The following is a 23820-nucleotide window of genomic DNA, read 5'->3' as shown; positions in this document are numbered from 1 at the left end:
CCGCGGCTCGTGGAGGCGGCGGCGCGGGCCGCCGTCGCTCATGCGCTGACGCGCGCCTTGCGCGTCGCGCCCTGGACCTGCGGCGACTGCATGACCGTCCAGTACACGACGCGCAGTTCGCCTTCGAAAGTCTCGACGAGCGCGGACAGGCTTTCGACCCAGTCGCCGTCGTTGCAGTACATGAGGCCGTCGATGTCGCGGATCTCGGCCTTGTGGATATGCCCGCAGACGACGCCGTCGCAGCCGCGGCGGCGCGCTTCGTCGGTCATCACGCGCTCGAACGACGAGATGAAGTTCACGGCGTTCTTCACCTGATGCTTCAGGTACTGCGACAGCGACCAGTACTGGAAGCCGAGCCGGCTGCGGATGCGGTTGAACCAGCGGTTCAGCACGAGGATCAGCGTGTACGCGGAGTCGCCGAGGTACGCGAGCCACTTCGCGTGCTGGATCACGCCGTCGAACAGGTCGCCGTGCACGACCCACAGGCGCTTGCCGGCGAGCGTCGTGTGGAACGCTTCCTCGCGCACGTGGATGTCGCCGAACGCGAGATTGCAGAACTGCCGCGCGGCCTCGTCGTGATTGCCCGGGATGTACACCACCTGGGTGCCCTTGCGCGCCTTGCGCAGGATCTTCTGCACGACGTCGTTGTGCGCCTGCGGCCAGTACCAGCCTTTCTTCAACTGCCAGCCGTCGATGATGTCGCCGACGAGGTACAGGTACTCGGATTCGTTGTGGCGCAGGAAGTCGAGCAGGTAGTTCGCCTGGCAGCCGCTGGAGCCGAGATGGATGTCGGACAGCCAGATCGTGCGGTAGCGGTGCGGGGCGGGGTGGTCGTCGTCCTGGGGGGCGGGGGAAGGCGAATCGGTGTCGAGCGGCGGCGTCAGCGAAGAGAGGTTCGGACCGGGATGAAACCCGACGGGATCGGTGCCCGGGCCGGTCGTTTGCCGGAAGAGGGAGGTCGCGGACGTCTTCGAGGCCATGTGGCTCACGCGGCGGGTTGCAATACGCGCATTCCGCCATGGGGGCGTGACGACGCCGTGACAGTCACGAGAAAGTCTTGTTACTGCGCCGCGGGTTCGCGTGCGCGGCCGCGTCGGCGCTGTGCGCGAGGCGGCCGGATGCGGATGGCCGCGCGTGCGGCGCGGGCCGCGCGGCGTGCGGTTTGTCGCCGCGACGCCGGGTGACGCGTTGATGTCAGCGCGGCACGACGACCACGCGGGTGCCGGCGATCCGGTCGTGCGGGAACTGCCGCTCGCGGCCGAGCGACGCGCTCGCGGCCCATAGCGCGAACCAGACGGCCGTTGCCGCGAGCGTCTGCGGCAGCGGCAGGTTCAGCAGCGGATGCAGCGCGAGCGGCGGCAGGAACCACAGCCACGCGGCGACGTAGCGGAGCGTCGCGCGGCCGATCGACGGCGGACTGCCGCGCGGTCCGACGACGCGCAGCCGCCAGGTTTTCATCGGCAGCGTCTGGCCGCCGCGATGCCACAGGCCGACGAAATACACGCCGACGACGACGGCGATCCACGCGGTCATCAGGTTGTGATGCGCGAGGCCGTTGCGCTGCTGCATCGCGATGCTGAACACGAGACCGGCGACGAACACGACGCCGAACAGCAGCACGCTTTCGTAGACGAACGCCGCGAGCCGGCGGCGGATCGTGGCGGGCTGCGGCGCGGCGGGTTCGGCGGGAGGGACGGGTTCGGATTCGGTCACGGGCCGGGCGGTGGACGAAGGACGGACACGTCCGCAAGGATACCTGCTAACGCGTCCGCGGAAGCCGGCCTGACGAGCGCTGTTTTACGAACCCTGCTTCACGAACCCTTGTAGGTCGGCGAGTCGGGCAGCAGGATCGGCGTGACGGGCGCGGGCGTCGCAGGGGCGACGCTGCCGGTCGCCGGCGTGCTGGCGGCCGCGTTCGGCGTCGATGCGCCGCCCGGCGCATGCTGCGCGGCCGCGCGTTCGCGTTCGTTGACGAGGCGGTCGATGTCGCGCATCTCGCTCTTGCCGGTCGGCGGCACGCTGACGACGGTGGGCCGCCGACGGCGCTCGCTCGCGGCGAGCCGCGCCTTCTGTTCGTCGGACAGCTGCTGGTACGCGGTCCACGCCTTCTTGCGCGCCTGCGCGGGCAGGTCCTTCGACACCTGATAGTTCTCGCGCGCGACGCGCCGCTGCTCGGGCGTCATCAGCACCCATTCCGTCATCCGCTCGTGCAGGCGCTTCTGCGCGTCGGCCGACATCTTCGGATAGCGCGACGCGATCCGCAGCCATTTGCGCCGGCGCTGGTCGCTGAACTGGTCCCACTCGGTCGCGAACGGCGCGAGCGCCGCGCGCTGCGAATCGGTCAGGCGCGCCCACGACAGCGGATTGTCGCGGTTCGGCAGCGGGCCGAAGTCGGCAACGATGGAGGGGCCGGGCGGCGCTTTTGCGGGAATGCCGGCGCTGACGATCGCGCCGGCCGGAGCGGCGGGATGAAAGCGCGGCCACGTGGCCGCGAGCGACACCGCCGCCGCGACCACACATCCGATGACGACGGCGAGGCCGCGCTTGTAACTCACCCCACAGGCCTCCGGTCAGTGCGCGCGCGAAAGATAGGCGTTGAAACCGTGATCGAGGTACGCGGTGAGCGGGAGGTCGTCGCTCAGCATCGCTGCGTCGATGTCGGCCAGTTCGGCGGTGCGCTGCTGGTCTTCGACGTACGCGATCGCGAAAAGGCCTGCGACCAGCGCGGCGAGCGGCCATGCCAGCGCGAACCGCGCAAGCCGCGCGCGGCGGCGGCGCGGCAGGTCGGGCGCCATGCCGATGCCGCCCGGCATGCCCGCGGCGGCGAACGACGGCGCGGCGACGCGCACGAACTGCGGCTCGGCCTTTTTACGGGCGAGCGCGGCGTGGCGTGCGGCGGCGAGGCGATCCCTGGCGGGAGCGGGGAGGCTGGCGGCGCTCTCGTCGAGCGCGCGTCGCAGTTCCCGCACGAACTCTTTTTCGTTGGTTTCGAGAGCGGTGCTCATAGCGTGATTCCTTTAGCCTTGAGCGCCTGGGCAAGCGTGTGAGTGGCCCGGGAGCAGTGCGTTTTCACGCTGCCTTCGGAGCAGCCCATCGCGGCGGCAGTCTCGGCGACATCCATATCTTCCCAGTAACGCATCAGAAACGCCTCCCGTTGACGTGCCGGTAATTTCTGGATTTCCGCGTCGATCAGATTCAGCACCTGCTCGCGTTCGAGCTGCTGCTCGCTGCTCTCCGAGCCGGCCGTGCCCTGTTCGGCCTCGAACGTTTCGAGCGGGTCGAATTCGTCGTCGTCGGCGCCGCCGAGCGACGAGAACAGGCTGACCCACGTGTTGCGCACCTTCTGCCTGCGGAAGAAGTCGTGCATCGTATTCTGGAGAATACGCTGAAACAAAAGCGGCAACTCGGCGGCGGGGCGGTCTCCGTATTTTTCGGCGAGCTTGATCATCGCGTCCTGCACGATGTCGAGCGAGGCGTCGTCGTCCCTCACGGCGTAGACCGTCTGCTTGAACGCGCGTCTCTCGACGCCCGCGAGGAAGTCGGAGAGTTCCTTGTCTGATGCCATCCGGTGCAGGGCGCCGCAGCCAGCGTACGCGTAATCGTTCGAAAAATGTCGTAAAACTCGCGGATGCTAGCAAATTTTTGCGCAACCAGGGTAGCGGGCGACGGCCGCGCGCCGTTCCGGTCATGGCGCACCCGGCGTTTCGGCCTGCCCGGCACCCGTTTGTCGGACACGTCCGACTTGACCGTTTGGCCCGGAACCGCTATTGTCGGCGGTTCGCAACATAAAGTGACTGTCTCAATTGAGGCGCGGCCCAAGAAGCCCGCCTGTCAACTGGACGCGCCGCTTGAACCCGAGCCACAAGCCCGGCAGAGAGCACCCGATCAATTTTTTGCCGAAAATTCGAAAGGTGAATGATGAACATGCCCAGCGCGGAATTCTCCACGTCGGTTCCCCCCGCTTCCAGCGATTCCGATACTGATACCGGCTCTGCCAACCGCTCCATCGGCGCCACGGTGCTGATGAAGGCGCTTGCCGACGAACAGGTCGAATTCATCTGGGGTTATCCCGGCGGCTCGGTACTCTACATTTACGACGAGCTTTACAAGCAGGACAAGATCCAGCACGTGCTGGTGCGTCACGAGCAGGCCGCGGTCCACGCGGCGGACGCGTATGCGCGCTCGACCGGCAACGTCGGCGTGTGCCTCGTGACCTCCGGCCCTGGCGTCACCAACGCGGTGACCGGCATCGCGACCGCATACATGGACTCGATCCCGATGGTCGTGATCAGCGGCCAGGTGCCTACCGCCGCGATCGGCCAGGATGCGTTCCAGGAGTGCGACACGGTCGGCATCACGCGTCCGTGCGTGAAGCACAACTTCCTCGTGAAGGACGTGCGCGACCTCGCGGCCACCGTCAAGAAGGCGTTCTACATCGCGCGCACCGGCCGTCCCGGCCCGGTGCTGATCGACATTCCGAAGGACGTGTCGAAGACGCCGTGCGCGTACGAGCCGATCAAGCACGTTTCGCTGCGTTCGTACAACCCGGTCACGAAGGGCCACTCCGGCCAGATCCGCAAGGCGGTGTCGCTGCTGCTGTCGGCGAAGCGCCCGTACATCTACACCGGCGGCGGCATCATCCTCGCCGACGCGGCGCGCGAGCTGAACCAGTTCGCGGACCTGCTCGGTTATCCGGTGACGAACACGCTGATGGGCCTCGGCGGTTATCGCGCGAGCGACCGCAAGTTCCTCGGCATGCTCGGCATGCACGGCACCTACGAAGCGAACATGGCGATGCAGCACTGCGACGTGCTGATCGCGATCGGCGCGCGCTTCGACGACCGCGTGATCGGCGACCCCGAGCACTTCGCATCGCGTCCGCGCAAGATCATCCACATCGACATCGATCCGTCTTCGATTTCCAAGCGAGTGAAGGTCGACATTCCGATCGTCGGCGACGTGAAGGAAGTGCTGAAGGAACTGATCGAGCAGTTGCAGCACGCGGAGCATGGCCCGGACACCGACGCGCTCGCCGCATGGTGGAACGACATCGAAGGCTGGCGCGAGAAGAACTGCCTGAAGTTCGACCGCGGCTCCGAGATCATCAAGCCGCAATACGTGGTCGAGAAGCTGTGGGAGCTGACGGGCGGCAACGCTTACGTGTGCTCGGACGTCGGCCAGCATCAGATGTGGGCCGCGCAGTTCTACCGCTTCAACCAGCCGCGCCGCTGGATCAATTCCGGCGGCCTCGGCACGATGGGCTTCGGCCTGCCGGCGGCGATGGGCGTGAAGATGGCGCACCCGGACGACGACGTCGTCTGCATCACCGGCGAAGGCTCGATCCAGATGTGCATTCAGGAGCTGTCGACCTGCAAGCAGTACGACACGCCGGTCAAGATCATCTCGCTGAACAACCGCTATCTCGGCATGGTCCGCCAGTGGCAGCAGATCGAATACAGCAAGCGTTATTCGCATTCGTACATGGACGCGCTGCCCGACTTCGTGAAGCTCGCGGAGGCGTACGGCCACGTCGGCATGCGCATCGAAAAGACCGCTGACGTCGAACCCGCGCTGAAGGAAGCGCTGCGACTGAAGGACCGCACGGTGTTCCTCGATTTCCAGACCGACCCGACCGAAAACGTCTGGCCGATGGTTCAGGCCGGCAAGGGCATCACCGAGATGCTGCTCGGCTCGGAAGACCTGTAACGGCGCCGCGACGCGCTTCGCGCGACGTGCGCCTTCACGAAGGGCGCGCGGGTTCGCGAGGCGGCGCGGTCGCCATGCTCACTCTGGATAAATCGCGGGAAACATCATGAAGCACATCATTTCCGTTCTGCTGGAAAACGAGCCGGGCGCGCTGTCGCGCGTGGTCGGGCTCTTTTCCGCACGCGGCTACAACATCGAAACCTTGACGGTGGCGCCGACCGAAGACCGTTCGCTGTCGCGCATGACCATCGTTACCATCGGCTCCGACGACGTGATCGAACAGATCACGAAGCATCTGAACCGCCTGATCGAGGTGGTGAAAGTGGTGGACCTGACCGAGGGCGCCCACACCGAGCGCGAGCTGATGCTGATCAAGGTAAGGGCGGTCGGCAAGGAAAGGGAGGAGATGAAGCGGATGGCGGACATCTTCCGCGGCCACATCATCGACGTCACCGAAAAAACCTACACGATCGAACTGACGGGTGCGAGCGACAAGCTCGACGCGTTCATCGAGGCGCTCGACGCCACCGCGATTCTCGAAACCGTCCGCACGGGCAGTTCGGGGATCGGGCGCGGCGAGCGCATCCTGAAGGTGTAACGCCCGGCGTCGATCGCCGGCAAATCACCGGACTTTCTCCCGACGCGGCGCGACGCGCCCGCGTCGGGCGCAGCAAACGGACAAGCAGTACCGAATCTTTGAATACACGCGAAGGAATAGACATGAAAGTTTTCTACGACAAGGACGCCGACCTCTCCCTCATCAAAGGCAAGCAGGTCACGATCATCGGCTACGGCTCGCAGGGCCACGCGCACGCGCTGAACCTGAAGGACAGCGGCGTCAACGTGACGGTCGGCCTGCGTAAGGGCGGCGCATCGTGGAGCAAGGCCGAGAACGCCGGCCTGCCGGTCAAGGAAGTCGCCGAAGCGGTGAAGAACGCCGACGTCGTGATGATGCTGCTGCCGGACGAGCAGATCGCCGACGTGTACGCGAAGGAAGTGCACGCGAACATCAAGAACGGCGCGGCGCTCGCGTTCGCGCACGGCTTCAACGTGCACTATGGCCAGGTGATCCCGCGCGCGGACCTCGACGTCATCATGATCGCGCCGAAGGCGCCGGGCCACACGGTGCGCGGCACGTACTCGCAGGGCGGCGGCGTGCCGCACCTGATCGCGGTTGCGCAGGACAAGTCGGGCGCGGCGCGCGACATCGCGCTGTCGTACGCGGCGGCGAACGGCGGCGGCCGTGCGGGCATCATCGAAACGAACTTCCGTGAAGAAACCGAAACCGACCTGTTCGGAGAGCAGGCCGTGCTGTGCGGCGGCACCGTCGACCTGATCAAGGCCGGTTTCGAAACGCTGGTCGAAGCGGGTTACGCGCCGGAAATGGCGTACTTCGAGTGCCTGCACGAACTGAAGCTGATCGTCGACCTGATCTACGAAGGCGGCATCGCGAACATGAACTACTCGATCTCGAACAACGCCGAGTACGGCGAGTACGTGACGGGTCCGCGCATCATCACCGACGAAACGAAGAAGGTGATGAAGGACGTGCTGAAGGACATCCAGACCGGCGAATACGCGAAGAGCTTCATTCTGGAGAACAAGGCCGGCGCGCCGACGCTGCAGTCGCGCCGCCGCCTGACGGCCGAGCACCAGATCGAGACGGTCGGTGCGAAGCTGCGCGCGATGATGCCGTGGATCGCGAAGAACAAGCTCGTCGACCAGTCGAAGAACTAAGCCGACGCACCCGTCGCGGTCCGCGCGCGGCTTCGTGCCGCCGCGCGGCGCCGCAGGGGCTTGTCGATACATCGGACAAAGGCCGCCCAGGCGTGATGAACCCTGGGCGGCTTTTGCTATCCTACGGTTTTACAAGAATAGCGAAGCCACCATGAATTATCCTCATCCGATCATCGCGCGCGAAGGCTGGCCGTTCATCGCGATCGCGGCCGTCGTGGCCTTGCTGATTCACGCCGTCGCGGGATTCGGGCTTGCGTGGCCGTTCTGGCTCATCCTGATCTTCGTCGTGCAGTTCTTCCGCGACCCGCCGCGGCCGATCCCGACCCAGGCGAACGCGGTGCTGTGCCCGGCCGACGGGCGCATCGTCGCGGTCGAGACCGCGCACGATCCGTATGCGAACCGCGAGGCGCTGAAGATCAGCGTGTTCATGAACGTGTTCAACGTGCATTCGCAACGCTCGCCGGTCGACGGCGCGGTGTCGAAGGTCGAGTATTTCCCGGGCGCGTACCTGAACGCGGCGGTCGACAAGGCGTCGACCGAGAACGAGCGCAACGCGGTCGTCATCACGCTGGCGGACGGCACCGTCGTCACGTCGGTGCAGATCGCCGGCCTCATCGCGCGCCGCATCCTGTGTTACGTGCGCGCCGGCGAGCCGGTGTCGCGCGGCCAGCGTTACGGCTTCATCCGCTTCGGCTCGCGCGTTGACGTGTATCTGCCGGTCGGCAGCCGGCCGCGCGTGTCGATCGGCGAGAAGGTGTCCGCTTCCTCGACGATCCTCGCTGAACTGCAAACGCAAACGGCATAAGGAGCGTGTCCCGATGGCCGGATTCAAATCGCGTCGTCCCCGCAACCCCGCCGGCGCACCGTTGCCGCGGCCGTTCCGTCGCAACAAGTCCGTGCAGGACGCGCCGGTCGCGGTGGACGCCGGCCGCCGCGCGGCGCGTCAGCAGTTCCTTAAGAAACGCGGCATCTACCTGCTGCCGAACGCGTTCACGACCGCCGCGCTGTTCTGCGGCTTCTTCGCGGTCGTGCAGGCGATGAACGTGCGCTTCGAGATCGCGGCAATTGCGATCTTCGTCGCGATGGTGCTCGACGGAATGGACGGCCGCGTCGCGCGGATGACCCATACGCAAAGCGCGTTCGGCGAGCAGTTCGACAGCCTGTCGGACATGGTGTCGTTCGGCGTTGCGCCGGCGCTCGTGATCTACGAGTGGGTGCTGAAGGATCTCGGCCGCTGGGGCTGGCTCGCGGCGTTCGTCTACTGCTCGGGCGCGGCGCTGCGGCTCGCGCGCTTCAACACGAACATCGGCGTCGTCGACAAGCGGTTTTTCCAGGGGATGCCGAGCCCGGCCGCGGCCGCGCTGATCGCCGGTTTCGTCTGGCTCGCGACCGACAACCGCGTGCCGGTGAAGCTCGTGTGGCTGCCGTGGGTCGCGTTCGTGCTGACGATCTACGCGGGCGTCACGATGGTGTCGAACGCGCCGTTCTATAGCGGCAAGGCGCTCGACGTGCGCCATCGGGTGCCGTTCGCGGCGACGCTGCTGGTGGTCGTCGCGTTCGTGCTGGTGTCGTCCGATCCGCCGCTGATGCTGTTCGGGCTGTTCGTGCTGTACGGGCTGTCCGGCTACGTGTTCTGGGCGTACCAGGCGATGCGCGGGCGCGGGAATCCGGCGCGTTCGTTGCCGCGCGAAAGGTAATTCGCGGCGGGGCGGTGCGTGGATCGGTTGTCCCGCCGCGCGGGCGCCGATGCCGCGGCCGTCTTGCCGTTTTTTCTGCTTGCCTGTCCCGTTTCACCGCCGTCATCGGGCTGTCGCGCCACCGAATGCATCACGTCGCGCCGGCCCGCCGCCCCGGGCCGCCTCCGATTGCACTATCGGCGGAATCCGGCTATAGTCGCCGGCATGGCAACTTTCACGTTCCCCCTCCTTTCCCTGCAAGCCGGCGCGCCGCTACGCGTGCTAGCGCTAGCGCGCCTGCCGCGCTGACCCGTCTCGCCCTCCGTCTGCCTCGTTCGTTGTTCCAGCGTCGCCAACGGTGGCGCGAACACCCGAATTCCGTATCTACAATCTGAACGAGTCCCCCTGGAGATCCGACATGGCAGACAAGCTGATCATTTTCGACACGACGTTGCGTGACGGCGAGCAGTCGCCCGGCGCGTCGATGACGAAGGAAGAAAAAATCCGCATCGCAAAACAACTGGAGCGGATGAAGGTCGACGTGATCGAGGCCGGCTTCGCGGCCAGCTCGAACGGCGACTTCGACGCGATCAACACGATCGCTTCGATCATCAAGGACAGCACGGTTTGCTCGCTTGCGCGCGCGAACGACAAGGACATCCAGCGCGCGGCCGACGCGCTGAAGCCGGCGGACCACTTCCGCATCCACACGTTCATCGCGACGTCGCCGCTGCACATGGAAAAGAAGCTGCGGATGACGCCGGACCAGGTGTTCGAGCAGGCGAAGCTCGCGGTGCGCTTCGCGCGCAAGTTCACGAACGACGTCGAGTTTTCGCCGGAAGACGGCAGCCGCTCGGACATGGACTTCCTGTGCCGCGTGCTCGAAGCGGTGATCGCCGAAGGCGCGACGACGATCAACATCGCGGACACGGTCGGCTACGGCGTGCCGGAACTGTACGGCAACCTCGTGAAGACGCTGCGCGAGCGCATCCCGAACTCGGACAAGGCGGTGTTCTCCGTGCACTGCCATAACGACCTCGGGATGGCGGTCGCGAACTCGCTCGCCGGCGTGCAGATCGGCGGCGCGCGCCAGGTCGAATGTACGATCAACGGTCTCGGCGAGCGTGCGGGCAACACGTCGCTCGAAGAAATCGTGATGGCGGTGCGCACGCGCAAGGACTATTTCGGCCTCGACCTCGGCATCGACACGACGCAGATCGTGCCGGCGTCGAAGCTCGTGTCGCAGATCACCGGCTTCGTCGTGCAGCCGAACAAGGCGGTGGTCGGCGCGAATGCGTTCGCGCATGCGTCCGGCATCCACCAGGACGGCGTGCTGAAGGCGCGCGACACCTACGAGATCATGCGCGCGGAAGACGTGGGCTGGTCCGCGAACAAGATCGTGCTCGGCAAGCTGTCGGGCCGCAACGCGTTCAAGCAGCGTCTGCAGGAACTCGGCATCTCGCTCGACAGCGAGACCGAACTGAACAACGCGTTCGCGCGCTTCAAGGAACTGGCCGACCGCAAGGCGGAAATCTTCGACGAGGACATCATCGCGATCGTCACCGAGGAGTCGGCGGAAGCGCAGGAGAAGGAGCACTACAAGTTCGTGTCGCTGTCGCAGCACTCGGAGACCGGCGAGCGTCCGCACGCGCGCATCGTGTTCTCGGTGGACGGCGGCGAAGTGACCGGCGAGGCGGCGGGCAACGGCCCGGTCGACGCGACGCTGAACGCGATCGAAACCGAGGTCGGCAGCGGCTCCGAACTGCTGCTGTACTCGGTGAACGCGATCACGACCGGCACGCAGGCGCAGGGCGAGGTGACGGTGCGGCTGTCGAAGGCCGGCCGCATCGTGAACGGCGTCGGCACCGATCCGGACATCGTCGCGGCATCGGCGAAGGCTTACATCTCGGCGCTGAACAAGCTGTATTCGGGCACGGACAAGCTGAACCCGCAGCGTTCGTAACGTCGGCGGCGGCCATGGGTCGTGCCGACGCTTCGTCGGGCGACGCGGCCGTAGCCGTAGCTGCAATGAAAAACCCCCATGCTCGCGAGAGCACGGGGGTTTTGTTTGAGCGCCGCCGCGCGTCGGATCAGAACAGCGAGCGGCGATCCGGATCGTGCAGCGGATCGGGCGTCTTCTGCGTCATCCGCAGGATGCCGTCGTTGTCGAAGTAGAAGCTGTACAGCATGTACCAGACGCCGTCCTCCTGATAGCGATAGGTCCACACCTGTTTTTTCATCAGCGGGAAATACGACGTTTCGACCGGGCGGCCGAAGTTCACCAGCACGTCGGTTTGCGTCCACTTGCCGATCTCCGCACGATAGAACTCCAGCGGCTGCAGCACCTGGCGCACGTTGACGACCTTGCCGGACGCGTCGATGTCGGCGGCGACGGTCGTCTCGCCGAGCGGCTGCGTCGGCCACATCAGCCGCTTGCCGCCGTCCGGCAGGTTGTACACCTCGCGCGGCGGCCCGAAGCGAGCGATCACCGACGACGCGTCGTCGCCGGCCTGGAACTGCTGCCACGGCTGCACGCAGCCGGCGAGCGCGAGCGCGCCGGCGCAGGCGACGAGTGCGCCGCGCGCGGTGCGGCGCGCGATCGACAGGCGTGCAGAGAAAGCGGCTGTGAGTCGGTTCAGCATGAAGTCTCCCGATGGCGCGGAGGCGGGGCGCGCCGTTTTCGTCGAGCCGCCATTTTGACACGCAAGCCCGTAAAACACTCGTGCGGCGCTTGCCCGCGCGCCGCGTCGCGGCCTATGATCCGCGCTTCGAACGAATTGCGGAGGACGCGGACGGTGTACGCGCGATGGAAGAGGGGAGCGGCGGCGCTGCTGGCGGCCGTGGCGATGGCCGCCGCGCCGGGCGGTGCGGCGCGGGCCGCGGCCGGTGCGGCGCAGGCAACGGGCGCGCCGATCCGGCTCGCGCTGATCGAAGGGATGTCCGGGCCGTTCGCGGACGCCGGCGCGGCGGTCGAGCGGAACCTGCGCTTCGGCGTCGAGCGGGTCAACGCGCGCGGCGGCGTCGCGCTGCCGGACGGCCGTCATCCGCTGGAACTGGTCGTGCTCGACAGCAAGGGCAGCACCGAGGCGGCGCTCGTGCAACTGCGCGCGGCCGCCGATCGCCGGATCGGCTTCGTGCTGCAAGGCAACAGTTCGGCGGTCGCGGCGGCGCTCGTCACCGCGATCGACCGGCAGAACGCGCGCGAGCCGGACAACCGCGAACTGTTCCTGAACTATTCGGCCGACGATCCGGCGCTGACCAACGCGGGCTGCAGCTTCTGGCACTTCCGCTTCGACGCGCACGCCGGGATGCGGATGGACGCGCTCGCGGACGTGATCGCCGCCGATCCGTCGGTGAAGAAGGTCTATCTGCTGAACCAGGATTACAGCTTCGGCCACGACGTCAGCGCGCTCGCGCGCGGGGCGCTCGCGGCGAAACGGCCTGACATCGCGGTGGTCGGCGACGAATTCCACCCGATCGGCCGCGTGAAGGATTTCGCGCCGTACCTCGCGAAGATCCGCGCGGCGGGCGCCGACGCGGTGATCACCGGCAACTGGGGCAGCGACCTGACGCTGCTCGTGAAGGCCGCGCGCGAGCAGGGGCTCGACACGAAGTTCTACACGTTCTACGGCAACAGCCTCGGCGCGCCGGCCGCGCTCGGCGAGGCGGGCGTGAAGCGCGTGTACGCGGTTGCCGACTGGCACCCGAACGCGGGCGGCGCGGCGTCGGACGCATGGTACGCGGCGTATCGCGCGCGCTTTCCCGAAGCGCGCGACGACTATCCGGTGCTGCGGATGGAAATGCTCGTCGAGATGCTCGCGCAGGCGATCGCGAAGGCGGGCAGCGCGCAGCCGGACGCCGTTGCGCGGGCGCTGGAGGGGATGCGCTTCGACAACGGCTTCCATCCGATGCAGATGCGCGCGGACGATCATCAGGTGATCCAGCCGCTGTACGTGATGCAGATGGACAAGGCGGGTACGCCTCGCGTGCGGTTCGACAACGAGGGTTCCGGCTACGGATTCCGCACGGTGCTAGCGCTGCCGGCGGAACGCACCGCGCCGGCGACGGTGTGCCGGATGAAGCGGCCGTAACTGGGGCTGTCGAACCGTCGTGCCGCGAGGTACGGGCGTTGCCGAAAGGAGTCTGACCGGCCCCTGCGACGCGCCCATCCCACCCGGTTCGCGGCCCCAATCGACTGTGCTACAATACGCGACTCGTTGTAACCCCACGGCACGGCCTTTCTTCCGTGACCGCCCGTTTGTTTTAAAGGAAACTCAAATGTCCGTAGCAGATATCAAGAAGTCCGACGTCGTCGCGCAATTCGCGCGTGGCACCAATGACACGGGTTCCCCCGAAGTCCAGGTGGCGCTGCTCACGTCCCGCATCAACGAACTGACCGTTCACTTCAAGGCCCACGGGAAGGACCACCACAGCCGCCGCGGCCTGCTGCGCATGGTGAGCCGTCGTCGCAAGCTGCTCGACTACCTGAAGGGCAAGGACGCTGACCGTTATCGCGCACTGATCGAAAAGCTGGGTCTGCGCAAGTAACCGGCAGGTCTTTCAGAAAGATGCCTGTGTCAGTTCCGCTGATACAGGCATTTTGTTTTTGAACGGCGCGCTTCGTGCGACGCGCGCCGCCCGGCAAGCAGCACGCAGTACAAGCACGGTCGGGGCTTCGAGGGCAGAGCTTTGTGTCATTCCAGCGGATCGCACGGACGCGCCGCAGCGTTCGCCGCGCGTCCGTGCGATCCGCTGGAATGGCATAACACTCCTCTATCCGCGCGGCCCCGGTCCGGGACTTGCCGCGTCGTCCGGGGCGCTTCGCAGCGCAACCGGACGCGCGACATAACAATGCAATGAGTAAGGTAAGGAGTGACCATGACCATGTTCAATAAAGTGGTGAAGGAATTCAAGTGGGGCCAGCACAACGTGCGCCTCGAAACCGGTGAGATCGCCCGTCAGGCGGGCGGCGCCGTGCTGGTCGACGTCGAGGACACCGTCGTGCTCGCGACCGTCGTCGGCGCGAAAACGGCGAAGCCGGGCCAGGACTTCTTTCCGCTGACCGTCGACTACATCGAAAAGACCTATTCGGCCGGCAAGATCCCCGGTGGCTTCTTCCGTCGCGAAGGCCGTCCGTCCGAAGGCGAGACGCTGATCTCGCGCCTCATCGACCGTCCGCTGCGTCCGCTGTTCCCGGAAGGCTTCTACAACGAAGTGCAGGTCGTCGTGCACGTGCTGTCGATCAACCCGGAAATCCCGGCCGACATCCCCGCGCTGATCGGCGCGTCGGCGGCGCTGGCCATCTCGGGTCTGCCGTTCAACGGCCCGGTCGGCGCGGCTCGCGTGGCCTACATCAACAGCGAGTACGTGCTGAACCCGACCCGCTCGCAGATCAAGGCTTCGCGCCTCGACCTCGTCGTCGCGGGCACGGAGCGCGCGGTGCTGATGGTCGAGTCGGAAGCCGACCAGCTGCCGGAAGACGTGATGCTCGGCGCGGTCGTGTTCGGCCACGAGCAGATGCAGGTCGCGATCGACGCGATCCATGAACTGGTGCGCGAAGGCGGCAAGCCGGAGTGGGACTGGCAGCCGGCGCCGAAGAACGAGGCGCTGATCGCGCGCGTGACCGACATCGCGCAGAACGAACTGCTCGCCGCGTATCAACTGCGCGACAAGCAGCAGCGTTCGACGAAGCTGAAGGAAGTGTACGCGGCGACGTCCGCGAAGCTCGAAGCCGAAGCGGCGGCAACGGGCAGCGCGGCGGCCGACAAGGCGACCGTCGGCAACATCCTGTTCGACCTCGAAGCGAAGATCGTCCGTTCGCAGATCCTGAACGGCGAGCCGCGCATCGACGGCCGCGACACGCGCACGGTGCGCCCGATCGAGATCCGCACCGGCGTGCTGCCGCGCACGCACGGCTCGGCGCTCTTCACGCGCGGCGAGACGCAGGCGCTGGTCGTCGCGACGCTCGGCACGAAGGGCGACGAGCAGATCATCGACGCGCTCGAAGGCGAGTACCGCGACCGCTTCATGCTCCACTACAACATGCCCCCGTTCGCGACCGGCGAAACGGGCCGCGTCGGCTCGCCGAAGCGTCGTGAAATCGGCCACGGCCGTCTCGCGAAGCGCGCGCTGGTCGCGTGCCTGCCGAGCGCCGACGAATTCGGCTACTCGATCCGCGTCGTGTCGGAAATCACCGAGTCGAACGGTTCGTCGTCGATGGCGTCGGTGTGCGGCGGCTGCCTCGCGCTGATGGACGCCGGCGTGCCGATGAAGGCGCACGTCGCGGGCATCGCGATGGGCCTGATCCTCGAAGGCAACAAGTTCGCGGTGTTGACCGACATCCTCGGCGACGAGGACCACCTCGGCGACATGGACTTCAAGGTCGCGGGCACGGCCGACGGCGTCACGGCGCTGCAGATGGACATCAAGATCCAGGGCATCACGAAGGAAATCATGCAGGTCGCGCTCGCGCAGGCGAAGGAAGGCCGCATGCACATCCTCGGCAAGATGACGAGCGCGGTGCCGGGCACGAACACGGAACTGTCGGAGTTCGCGCCGCGCATGATCACCGTCAAGATCAATCCGGAGAAGATCCGCGACGTGATCGGCAAGGGTGGTTCGGTGATCCGCGCGCTGACCGAAGAGACCGGCACGACGATCGACATTTCGGACGACGGCGTCGTGACGATCGCGAGCACGTCGAGCGAAGGGATGGCCGAGGCGAAGAAGCGTATCGAGAACATCACCGCCGAAGTCGAAGTGGGTCAGGTGTACGAAGGCACGATTCTCAAGCTGCTGGATTTCGGCGCGATCGTGAACCTGCTGCCGGGCAAGGATGGTCTGCTGCACATCTCCGAGATCGCGAACGAGCGCATCAAGGACATCAACGACTATCTGAAGGAAGGCCAGCAGGTGAAGGTCAAGGTGATCCAGACGGACGAAAAGGGCCGCGTGCGCCTGTCCGCGAAGGCGCTGCTGAACGAGGCGACCTCGAACGGCGAGCCGCAGCAGTAATGCGGTAAGCAGCAACGGCCGGCAGCGCCGCAGGCGCGCCGGCCGTTTTTCATACAGGATGGATCGCACCGGGTTTGCGGCGTGCCGCGAGTCCGATGCCATCCAGACCTGGGAGACGCAGATGAAGGCAATCGAGATTACCGAATTCGGTGCGCCGGACGTGCTGAAGCTGGCCGAACGGCCGACGCCCGAACCGAAGGCCGGCGAGGTGCTGATCAAGGTGGCGGCATCGGGCGTGAACCGTCCGGACGTGTTCCAGCGCAAGGGCTCGTATGCGCCGCCGCCGGGTGCGTCGGATCTGCCGGGGCTGGAAGTCGCGGGCGAGATCGTCGGCGGCGCGATCGATCCGAAGCAGAACCCGTTCGGGCTGAAGATCGGCGACCGCGTGTGTGCGCTGATCGCGGGCGGCGGTTACGCGGAGTACGCGGCCGCGCCGCTCGCGCAGTGCCTGCCGGTGCCGGCGGGGCTGTCCGATATCGAGGCGGCGTCGCTCCCCGAGACGTTCTTCACGGTCTGGAGCAACGTGTTCCAGCGCGCCGCGCTCGGCGCGGGCGAAGGCGGCCCGAACGAGACGCTGCTGGTGCAGGGCGGATCGAGCGGGATCGGCGTGACCGCGATCCAGATCGCGCATGCGCTCGGTTTTCGCGTGTTCGCGACGGCCGGCACCGACGACAAGTGCCGCGCGTGCGAAGAGCTGGGCGCGGACCGCGCGATCAATTATCGCAGCGAGGACTTCGTCGAGGTCGTGAAGGCGCTGACGAACGACCGCGGCGTCGACGTGATTCTCGACATGGTCGGCGGCGGTTATCTGCCGCGCGAATTGTCGGCGCTCGCGGACGGCGGGCGCATCGTGATGATCGCGACGCTCGGCGGCTCGAAGGCCGAGGTGAATCTCGGCGAGATCATGCGGCGGCGGCTGACCGTCACCGGTTCGACGCTGCGCGCGCGCCCGGTCGAGTTCAAGGCGCGGATCGCGGCCGAACTGAAGGCGCGCGTATGGCCGCTGATCGAGGACGGGCGCGTGAAGCCGGTCCTGTACCGCGTGTTCCCGGCCGCGCAAGCGGCCGACGCGCACGCGCTGATGGAAAGCAGCGAACACATCGGCAAGATCGTGCTCGACTGGACCGCGGCGGCTTGACGGCGTCCCTGTGTGCGAAGCGGGCCGGTTTGACCCGCTTCGCTTTCGCGAAGTAAAATTGCGCGTTTTGCGTCCGCTTTAAACGGCACCTGGAGCACATGTCGAATCAACGCCCCGCGCTGGTAGTCGGTAACTGGAAAATGCATGGCCGCCTTGCCGGCAACGCCGTGCTGCTGCAACACGTCGCGCAGGGTGCGCGGGCGTTGCCGCAGGACGTGCGCGTCGGCGTCTGCGTGCCGTTCCCTTATCTGCCGCAGGCGCAGGCGCTGCTCGACGGCAGCCCGGTCGCGTGGGGCGCGCAGGACGTGTCCGCGCACGAACAGGGCGCATACACCGGGGAAGTCGCGGCCGAAATGGTCGCCGAATTCGGCGCGGCGTATGCGATCGTCGGTCACTCCGAGCGGCGGGCTTACCACGGTGAAAGCCCGGAACTCGTCGCGACGAAGACGCAGCGCGCGCTTGCCGCGGGGCTGACGCCGATCGTGTGCGTCGGCGAGACGCTGGAGCAGCGCGAAGCGGATGCGACGCGCGACGTCGTCGGCGCGCAGCTCGACGCGGTGCTCGCGGTGCTGTCGGCGGACGACGCTGCGCGCATCGTCGTCGCGTACGAGCCGGTGTGGGCGATCGGCACCGGCAAGAGTGCGACGTCGGAGCAGGCGCAGGAGGTGCATGCGTTCCTGCGCGAGCGTCTCGCGGCAAAGGGTGCGCAGGTGGCGGACGTGCCGCTGCTGTATGGCGGCAGCGTGAAGCCTGACAATGCGGTCGAACTGTTCCGTCAGCCCGACATCGATGGCGGGCTGATCGGCGGTGCGTCGCTGAAGGATGCGGATTTTCTCGCGATCTGCGCGGCCGCTGCGGCGGTCGCGGATTCCGCGAGCTAAAGCCTCTCGCGATCCGGCGCGAGGCTTCGTGCGCGCGATATGCCCGCTTCGGGGTCGCGTGCTTAACAAGGACTCAGGTGAGTGTGATGCTGTATTTGAAAACGTTGATTATCGTGGTCCAGTTGCTGTCGGCGCTCGGGGTGATCGGCCTCGTGCTGCTTCAGCACGGCAAGGGCGCGGACATGGGCGCGGCGTTCGGCAGCGGCGCGTCGGGCAGCCTCTTCGGCGCGACCGGTTCCGCGAACTTCCTGTCGCGCACCACGGCGGTCCTTGCAACGGTCTTTTTCGTATCGACGCTTGCGCTGACCTACCTCGGTTCGTATCATGCGAAGCCTTCGGCTGGCGTGCTCGGTGCAGCAACGCCAGCACCCGTTGCGGCTCCGGCTGCAGCGGCGGTGCCTGCGGCGGCATCGCCTGCTGTGGCGGCTTCGCCGGCTGCGGCCGCAAGCGGTCCGGGCCAGGATGTGCCGAAATAAAATTTTCAAACAAAACGCTTTTTGTGCGTTGAACAAACCGCGTGGCCGGGTTAGAATTCAAGTCTTGAAGCGATTCGCGGGTTTCAATAAATTGTTTTCCCGGATTGCAGACAGTGCCGACGTGGTGAAATTGGTAGACACGCTATCTTGAGGGGGTAGTGGCGAAAGCTGTGCGAGTTCGAGTCTCGCCGTCGGCACCAATGTTATCTTAATGCCAGCCGCTTGCTTCAGCTTCGGCTGGCATTTTTTGCTTCTGACGTCGTGTTTGTTTATTGTTCGCAGCGCGAAGTGTGAAGTAACTGCCGCGGAGCGTAACAAGTTCCTGCGGAACCCAGAACCAACCGATTGAGGATAGTCTTGAACCTCGCAGCCTATTTCCCCGTCTTGTTGTTCCTCCTCGTGGGCACCGGTTTGGGCATAGCGCTGGTCAGCATCGGCAAGATCCTCGGTCCGAACCGGCCGAACAGCGAAAAGAATTCGCCGTACGAGTGCGGCTTCGAAGCGTTCGAAGACGCGCGCATGAAGTTCGACGTGCGCTACTACCTCGTGGCCATCCTCTTCATCATCTTCGACCTTGAGACGGCTTTTCTGTTCCCGTGGGGCGTCGCCCTGCGCGATATCGGATGGAGCGGCTTTCTCGCGATGATGATCTTTCTGCTCGAATTCCTGCTGGGCTTTGCCTACATCTGGAAGAAAGGTGGTCTCGACTGGGAATGACGGGTTAATCGCCGGTTAGCATGGGCGACACGGCTGGTCGCCCGTCTGGAGTAGAAAACACATGAGTATCGAAGGGGTCTTGAAGGAAGGCTTTGTCACCACCACGGCTGACAAGCTGATCAACTGGACGCGCACCGGCTCGCTGTGGCCGATGACGTTCGGTCTGGCGTGTTGCGCGGTCGAGATGATGCACGCGGGCGCGGCCCGCTACGACCTCGACCGCTTCGGCGTGGTGTTCCGTCCCAGTCCGCGCCAGTCGGACGTGATGATCGTCGCCGGCACGCTGTGCAACAAGATGGCGCCCGCGCTGCGCAAGGTCTACGACCAGATGGCCGAACCGCGCTGGGTGATCTCGATGGGTTCGTGCGCGAACGGCGGCGGTTATTACCACTACTCGTACTCGGTCGTGCGCGGCTGCGATCGCATCGTGCCGGTCGACGTCTACGTGCCGGGCTGTCCGCCGACCGCGGAGGCCCTGGTCTACGGGGTCATCCAGCTGCAGGCGAAAATCCGCCGCACCAGCACCATCGCCCGTCAATAAAGGCCACGCGCCTTCCCCCACAATATGGCAAGCAAACTCGAGACCCTGAAAGCGAACCTCGAAACGGCCCTCGGTGCGCGCATCGTGAGCCTGACCGAGGCGCTCGGCGAATTGACGCTGGTCGTGAAAGCGGGCGATCTCCTCGGCGTCGCAAAAGACCTGCGCGATAATCCCGCGCTGCGCTTCGAGCAGTTGATCGACCTGTGCGGCGTCGATTACCAGACGTACGGCGACGGTGCGTGGGAAGGTCCGCGCTTCGCCGCGGTGTCGCAGCTGCTGTCGCTGGCGAACAACTGGCGCGTGCGTCTGCGCGTGTTCGCGCCGGACGACGGCGTGCCGATCGTGCCGTCGCTCGTCGACATCTGGAACTCGGCGAACTGGTACGAGCGCGAAGCGTTCGACCTCTTCGGCATCGTGTTCGAAGGCCACCCGGACCTGCGCCGCATCCTGACCGACTACGGCTTCATCGGCCACCCGTTCCGCAAGGACTTCCCGGTGTCGGGTTACGTCGAAATGCGCTACGACCCGGAGCAGAAGCGCGTCGTCTATCAGCCGGTCACGATCGAGCCGCGTGAAATCACGCCTCGCGTGATTCGCGAGGACCGCTACGGCGGTCTGAGGAAACACTGAGAGGGTCGCATGTCAGAGATCAAAAACTACACGCTCAATTTCGGCCCGCAGCACCCGGCAGCGCACGGCGTGCTGCGCCTCGTGCTCGAACTCGACGGGGAAGTGATCCAGCGCGCGGACCCGCACATCGGTCTGCTGCATCGGGCGACCGAGAAGCTCGCCGAGAGCAAGACCTTCATCCAGTCGGTGCCGTACATGGACCGTCTCGACTACGTGTCGATGATGGTCAACGAGCACGGTTACGTGCTCGCGATCGAGAAGCTGCTCGGCATCGAGCCGCCGGTTCGCGCGAAGTACATCCGCGTGCTGTTCGACGAGATCACGCGCGTGCTGAACCACCTGATGTGGATCGGCTCGCACGCGCTCGACGTCGGCGCGATGGCGGTGTTCCTGTACGCGTTCCGCGAGCGCGAAGACCTGATGGACATCTACGAGGCGGTGTCGGGCGCGCGGATGCACGCCGCGTACTACCGTCCGGGCGGCGTCTATCGCGATCTGCCTGACGCAATGCCGCAATACAAGGCGTCGAAGATCCACAACGAGAAGGCGATCGCGAGGATGAACGACGCGCGCCAGGGCTCGGTGCTGGATTTCATCGACGACTTCTTCACGCGTTTCCCGAACTGCGTCGACGAGTACGAAACGCTGCTCACCGACAACCGGATCTGGAAGCAGCGCCTCGTCGGGATCGGCGTCGTGAGCCCCGAACGCGCGCTGCAACTCGGCCTGACCGGCGCAATGCTGCGCGGCTCGGGCATCGAGTGGGACCTGCGCAAGAAGCAGCCGTACGAAGTCTATGACCAGATGGACTTCGACATTCCGGTCGGCGTGAACGGCGACTGCTACGACCGTTATCTGGTGCGCGTCGAAGAAATGCGCCAGTCGACGCGGATCGCGAAACAGTGCATTGAGTGGCTGAGGAAGAATCCCGGCCCGGTGATGATCGACAATCACAAGATCGCGCCGCCGTCGCGGGTGAACATGAAGTCGAACATGGAAGAGCTGATTCACCATTTCAAGCTCTTTACGGAAGGCTTCCATGTACCCGAGGGCGAAGCGTATGCAGCCGTCGAGCATCCGAAGGGCGAGTTCGGTATCTACCTGGTGTCGGATGGCGCGAACAAGCCGTATCGTCTGAAGATCAGGGCGCCGGGCTACGCACACCTGTCCGCGCTCGACGAAATGGCGCGCGGCCACATGATTGCCGACGCGGTGACGATCATCGGCACGCAGGACATCGTGTTCGGCGAAATCGACCGCTAGCGGCGCCGGCGCAACGGCGCGCGGTGCTCAAGTGCACGCGCGCCGCACCGCATGCCGGGAACGCCACGTCTGTCGCAACAAGCAGCACAAGCAGCAACGCTCGATGCGCGACAGGTTTTCGTTCGGTAGGAATTGAAAGAGTCGTGTCTGAAAATGATCTCAGCTGAAGGCCTGAAAGAAATCGATCGTGCGATCGCGAAGTACCCCGCCGATCAGAAGCAGTCCGCCGTGATGGCGGCATTGGCCGTCGCCCAGGAAGAGCATCGCTGGCTGTCGCCCGAACTGATGCAGTTCGTCGCCGACTATCTCGGCATGCCGCCTGTCGCCGTGCAGGAGGTCGCGACCTTCTACACGATGTTCGAGACGAGCCCCGTCGGCCAGTACAAGATCACGCTCTGCACGAATCTGCCGTGCCAGCTTGGCCCGGACGGCGGCGCGGAAAGCGCCGCCGAATACCTGAAGCAGAAACTCGGCATCGACTTCGGCGAGACCACGCCTGACGGCCGCTTCACCCTGAAAGAGGGCGAATGCATGGGGTCGTGCGGCGACGCGCCGGTGCTGCTCGTGAACAATCACCGCATGTGCAGCTTCATGAGCCGCGAGAAGATCGACCAGCTGCTGGAGGAGCTTTCGAAATGACTTCCCTGCACGACCGTCACATCAAACCGCTGATTCTCGCCGGCCTGAACGGCGACAACTGGCATCTGGAAGACTACGTTGCGCGCGGCGGCTACAAGCAGCTGCGCCGCATTCTCGAAGAGAAGATTCCGCCCGAGCAGGTGATCGCCGACATCAAGGCGTCGGGTTTGCGCGGCCGCGGCGGCGCGGGTTTTCCGACCGGCCTGAAGTGGAGCTTCATGCCGCGTCAGTTTCCGGGCCAGAAGTACCTCGTCTGCAATTCGGATGAAGGCGAGCCGGGCACGTTCAAGGATCGCGACATCCTGCGCTGGAACCCGCACGCGGTGATCGAGGGCATGACGATCGGCGCGTACGCGATGGGCATCACCGCCGGCTACAACTACATCCACGGCGAGATCTGGGAAGTGTTCCGCCGCTTCGAAGCGGCGCTCGATGAAGCGCGCGCGGCGGGCTACATGGGCCAGAACATCCTCGGCACGGACTTCAGCTTCGAGCTGAACGCGCACCACGGTTATGGCGCGTACATCTGCGGCGAGGAAACCGCGCTGCTCGAATCGCTCGAAGGCAAGAAGGGCCAGCCGCGCTTCAAGCCGCCGTTCCCGGCGAGCTTCGGCGTGTACGGCAAGCCGACCACGATCAACAACACCGAGACGTTCGCCGCGGTGCCGTTCATCCTGACGGTCGGTCCGCAGACCTACCTCGAACTCGGCAAGCCGAACAACGGCGGCACGAAGATCTTCTCGGTGTCGGGCGACGTCGAGCGTCCGGGCAATTACGAAGTGCCGCTCGGCACGCCGTTCGCGACGCTGCTCGAACTCGCGGGCGGCATGCGCGGCGGCAGGAAGCTGAAGGCGGTGATTCCGGGCGGCTCGTCGGCGCCGGTGATTCCGGGCGACCTGATGATGCAGACCGACATGGACTACGACTCGATCGCGAAGCAGGGGTCGATGCTCGGCTCCGGCGCGGTGATCGTGATGAACGACACGCGCTGCATGGTCCGCTCGCTGCTGCGTCTGTCGTACTTCTACTACGAGGAGTCGTGCGGCCAGTGCACGCCGTGCCGCGAAGGCACCGGCTGGCTGTACCGCGTCGTCCATCGCATCGAACACGGCCTCGGCCGCAAGGAAGACCTGGACCTGCTGAACTCGGTCGCGGAGAACATCATGGGCCGCACGATCTGCGCGCTCGGCGACGCGGCCGCGATGCCGGTGCGCGGGATGCTCAAGCACTACTGGGACGAATTCGAATATCACGTCGCCAACAAGCGTTGCCTCACCGGCGATCATGCCGGCTCGCACGCGGCGTCGGAAACGGTTGCCGCGTGAGACGTGCCGCGCGCGCATGGGTCTGCATGGCGGCGCGGCAGGTGAACCGGCGAACCACTGAGCGGTAACAGGTTAGG

Annotated in this window: 24 protein-coding genes and 1 tRNA gene; 19 read left to right on the top strand and 6 right to left on the bottom strand. The window is 65.7% G+C overall.

Annotated elements, in window-relative coordinates; all coding sequences use genetic code 11:
• Nucleotides 1-38: 38 nt before the first annotated feature.
• The 5 genes from BLV92_RS13290 to BLV92_RS13270 form a co-directional block, all read right to left on the bottom strand.
• The gene (locus BLV92_RS13290; RefSeq protein ID WP_090545587.1) at nt 39-980 is read right to left on the bottom strand and encodes a UDP-2,3-diacylglucosamine diphosphatase; all 942 of its coding nucleotides are present in this window, start codon (nt 978-980) and stop codon (nt 39-41) included.
• A 214-nt stretch (nt 981-1194) separates the two neighbouring features.
• Nucleotides 1195-1713: an RDD family protein gene (locus BLV92_RS13285; protein WP_090545585.1), complete on the bottom strand. Its 519-nt coding sequence runs from the start codon at nt 1711-1713 to the stop codon at nt 1195-1197.
• Nucleotides 1714-1811: 98 nt separating this feature from the next.
• Nucleotides 1812-2555, bottom strand: coding sequence for a DUF3106 domain-containing protein (locus BLV92_RS13280; protein ID WP_090545583.1), 744 nt, complete (start codon nt 2553-2555; stop codon nt 1812-1814).
• A 15-nt stretch (nt 2556-2570) separates the two neighbouring features.
• Nucleotides 2571-3005 carry a DUF3619 family protein gene (locus BLV92_RS13275; RefSeq protein ID WP_090545581.1) on the bottom strand — a complete coding sequence of 145 codons (435 nt, stop codon included), beginning with the start codon at nt 3003-3005 and terminating at the stop codon, nt 2571-2573.
• On the bottom strand, nt 3002-3565 hold the full coding sequence (locus BLV92_RS13270; RefSeq protein WP_090545579.1) for an RNA polymerase sigma factor: 564 nt from the start codon (nt 3563-3565) through the stop codon (nt 3002-3004). Before BLV92_RS13270 ends, BLV92_RS13275 begins: the two co-directional genes overlap by 4 nt.
• Before the next feature lie 353 nt (nt 3566-3918).
• On the opposite strand from BLV92_RS13270, the gene BLV92_RS13265 reads away from it, so the two are divergent.
• The 6 genes from BLV92_RS13265 to BLV92_RS13240 all read left to right on the top strand — a co-directional run bounded on the left by BLV92_RS13265 (nt 3919) and on the right by BLV92_RS13240 (nt 11082).
• The gene (locus BLV92_RS13265; protein WP_090547050.1) at nt 3919-5706 is read left to right on the top strand and encodes an acetolactate synthase 3 catalytic subunit; all 1788 of its coding nucleotides are present in this window, start codon (nt 3919-3921) and stop codon (nt 5704-5706) included.
• 106 nt (nt 5707-5812) lie between these two features.
• On the top strand, nt 5813-6304 hold the full coding sequence (gene ilvN / locus BLV92_RS13260) for an acetolactate synthase small subunit (protein WP_090545577.1): 492 nt from the start codon (nt 5813-5815) through the stop codon (nt 6302-6304).
• A gap of 122 nt (nt 6305-6426) precedes the next feature.
• Nucleotides 6427-7443, top strand: coding sequence for a ketol-acid reductoisomerase (gene ilvC, locus BLV92_RS13255; protein ID WP_090545575.1), 1017 nt, complete (start codon nt 6427-6429; stop codon nt 7441-7443).
• A 151-nt stretch (nt 7444-7594) separates the two neighbouring features.
• The gene (locus BLV92_RS13250; protein ID WP_090545573.1) at nt 7595-8248 is read left to right on the top strand and encodes a phosphatidylserine decarboxylase; all 654 of its coding nucleotides are present in this window, start codon (nt 7595-7597) and stop codon (nt 8246-8248) included.
• A gap of 13 nt (nt 8249-8261) precedes the next feature.
• Nucleotides 8262-9140 (top strand): CDP-diacylglycerol--serine O-phosphatidyltransferase, encoded by an 879-nt coding sequence (pssA, locus tag BLV92_RS13245; protein WP_090545571.1) that lies wholly within the window; start codon nt 8262-8264, stop codon nt 9138-9140.
• 397 nt (nt 9141-9537) lie between these two features.
• Complete coding sequence (locus BLV92_RS13240; protein WP_090545569.1) at nt 9538-11082, top strand: 2-isopropylmalate synthase; 1545 nt, start codon at nt 9538-9540, stop codon at nt 11080-11082.
• Between the two features lie 127 nt (nt 11083-11209).
• Here the strand turns inward: BLV92_RS13240 and BLV92_RS13235 are convergent, their stop codons facing one another.
• Entirely contained in the window at nt 11210-11761 is a 552-nt protein-coding gene (locus BLV92_RS13235) for a hypothetical protein (protein ID WP_243843996.1), read from the bottom strand.
• A 204-nt stretch (nt 11762-11965) separates the two neighbouring features.
• Here BLV92_RS13235 and BLV92_RS13230 point away from each other — a divergent pair, with 204 nt between their 5' ends.
• From BLV92_RS13230 to nuoF, 13 genes are all read left to right on the top strand, one after another.
• The gene (locus BLV92_RS13230) at nt 11966-13210 is read left to right on the top strand and encodes a branched-chain amino acid ABC transporter substrate-binding protein (protein ID WP_373681884.1); all 1245 of its coding nucleotides are present in this window, start codon (nt 11966-11968) and stop codon (nt 13208-13210) included.
• 187 nt (nt 13211-13397) lie between these two features.
• Nucleotides 13398-13667 (top strand): 30S ribosomal protein S15, encoded by a 270-nt coding sequence (gene rpsO, locus BLV92_RS13225; RefSeq protein WP_090545565.1) that lies wholly within the window; start codon nt 13398-13400, stop codon nt 13665-13667.
• 330 nt (nt 13668-13997) lie between these two features.
• The gene (gene pnp / locus BLV92_RS13220; RefSeq protein ID WP_090545561.1) at nt 13998-16133 is read left to right on the top strand and encodes a polyribonucleotide nucleotidyltransferase; all 2136 of its coding nucleotides are present in this window, start codon (nt 13998-14000) and stop codon (nt 16131-16133) included.
• Nucleotides 16134-16254: 121 nt separating this feature from the next.
• Nucleotides 16255-17271, top strand: a complete 1017-nt coding sequence (locus BLV92_RS13215; protein ID WP_090547046.1) for an NAD(P)H-quinone oxidoreductase — start codon at nt 16255-16257, stop codon at nt 17269-17271.
• Between the two features lie 98 nt (nt 17272-17369).
• The gene (gene tpiA / locus BLV92_RS13210; RefSeq protein WP_090545559.1) at nt 17370-18152 is read left to right on the top strand and encodes a triose-phosphate isomerase; all 783 of its coding nucleotides are present in this window, start codon (nt 17370-17372) and stop codon (nt 18150-18152) included.
• 86 nt (nt 18153-18238) lie between these two features.
• Entirely contained in the window at nt 18239-18628 is a 390-nt protein-coding gene (gene secG, locus BLV92_RS13205) for a preprotein translocase subunit SecG (protein WP_090545557.1), read from the top strand.
• Between the two features lie 115 nt (nt 18629-18743).
• Nucleotides 18744-18828, top strand: a tRNA-Leu gene (locus BLV92_RS13200).
• Nucleotides 18829-18985: 157 nt separating this feature from the next.
• On the top strand, nt 18986-19345 hold the full coding sequence (locus tag BLV92_RS13195) for an NADH-quinone oxidoreductase subunit A (protein WP_090545555.1): 360 nt from the start codon (nt 18986-18988) through the stop codon (nt 19343-19345).
• A 61-nt stretch (nt 19346-19406) separates the two neighbouring features.
• Nucleotides 19407-19886 carry a NuoB/complex I 20 kDa subunit family protein gene (locus BLV92_RS13190; protein ID WP_027819582.1) on the top strand — a complete coding sequence of 160 codons (480 nt, stop codon included), beginning with the start codon at nt 19407-19409 and terminating at the stop codon, nt 19884-19886.
• 24 nt (nt 19887-19910) lie between these two features.
• Nucleotides 19911-20516: an NADH-quinone oxidoreductase subunit C gene (locus BLV92_RS13185; protein ID WP_090545553.1), complete on the top strand. Its 606-nt coding sequence runs from the start codon at nt 19911-19913 to the stop codon at nt 20514-20516.
• 9 nt (nt 20517-20525) lie between these two features.
• Nucleotides 20526-21779, top strand: a complete 1254-nt coding sequence (locus tag BLV92_RS13180) for an NADH-quinone oxidoreductase subunit D (RefSeq protein WP_090545551.1) — start codon at nt 20526-20528, stop codon at nt 21777-21779.
• 153 nt (nt 21780-21932) lie between these two features.
• Entirely contained in the window at nt 21933-22418 is a 486-nt protein-coding gene (gene nuoE, locus BLV92_RS13175) for an NADH-quinone oxidoreductase subunit NuoE (protein WP_090545549.1), read from the top strand.
• On the top strand, nt 22415-23743 hold the full coding sequence (gene nuoF / locus BLV92_RS13170) for an NADH-quinone oxidoreductase subunit NuoF (RefSeq protein WP_090545548.1): 1329 nt from the start codon (nt 22415-22417) through the stop codon (nt 23741-23743). Before nuoE ends, nuoF begins: the two co-directional genes overlap by 4 nt.
• Nucleotides 23744-23820 lie beyond the last annotated feature (77 nt).

Origin of the sequence: Paraburkholderia caballeronis, from assembly GCF_900104845.1 — a bacterium.
Lineage (GTDB): Bacteria > Pseudomonadota > Gammaproteobacteria > Burkholderiales > Burkholderiaceae > Paraburkholderia > Paraburkholderia caballeronis.
Note: the sequence above shows the minus strand (reverse complement) of the source record. Positions and strands in the feature narration are given on the sequence as shown.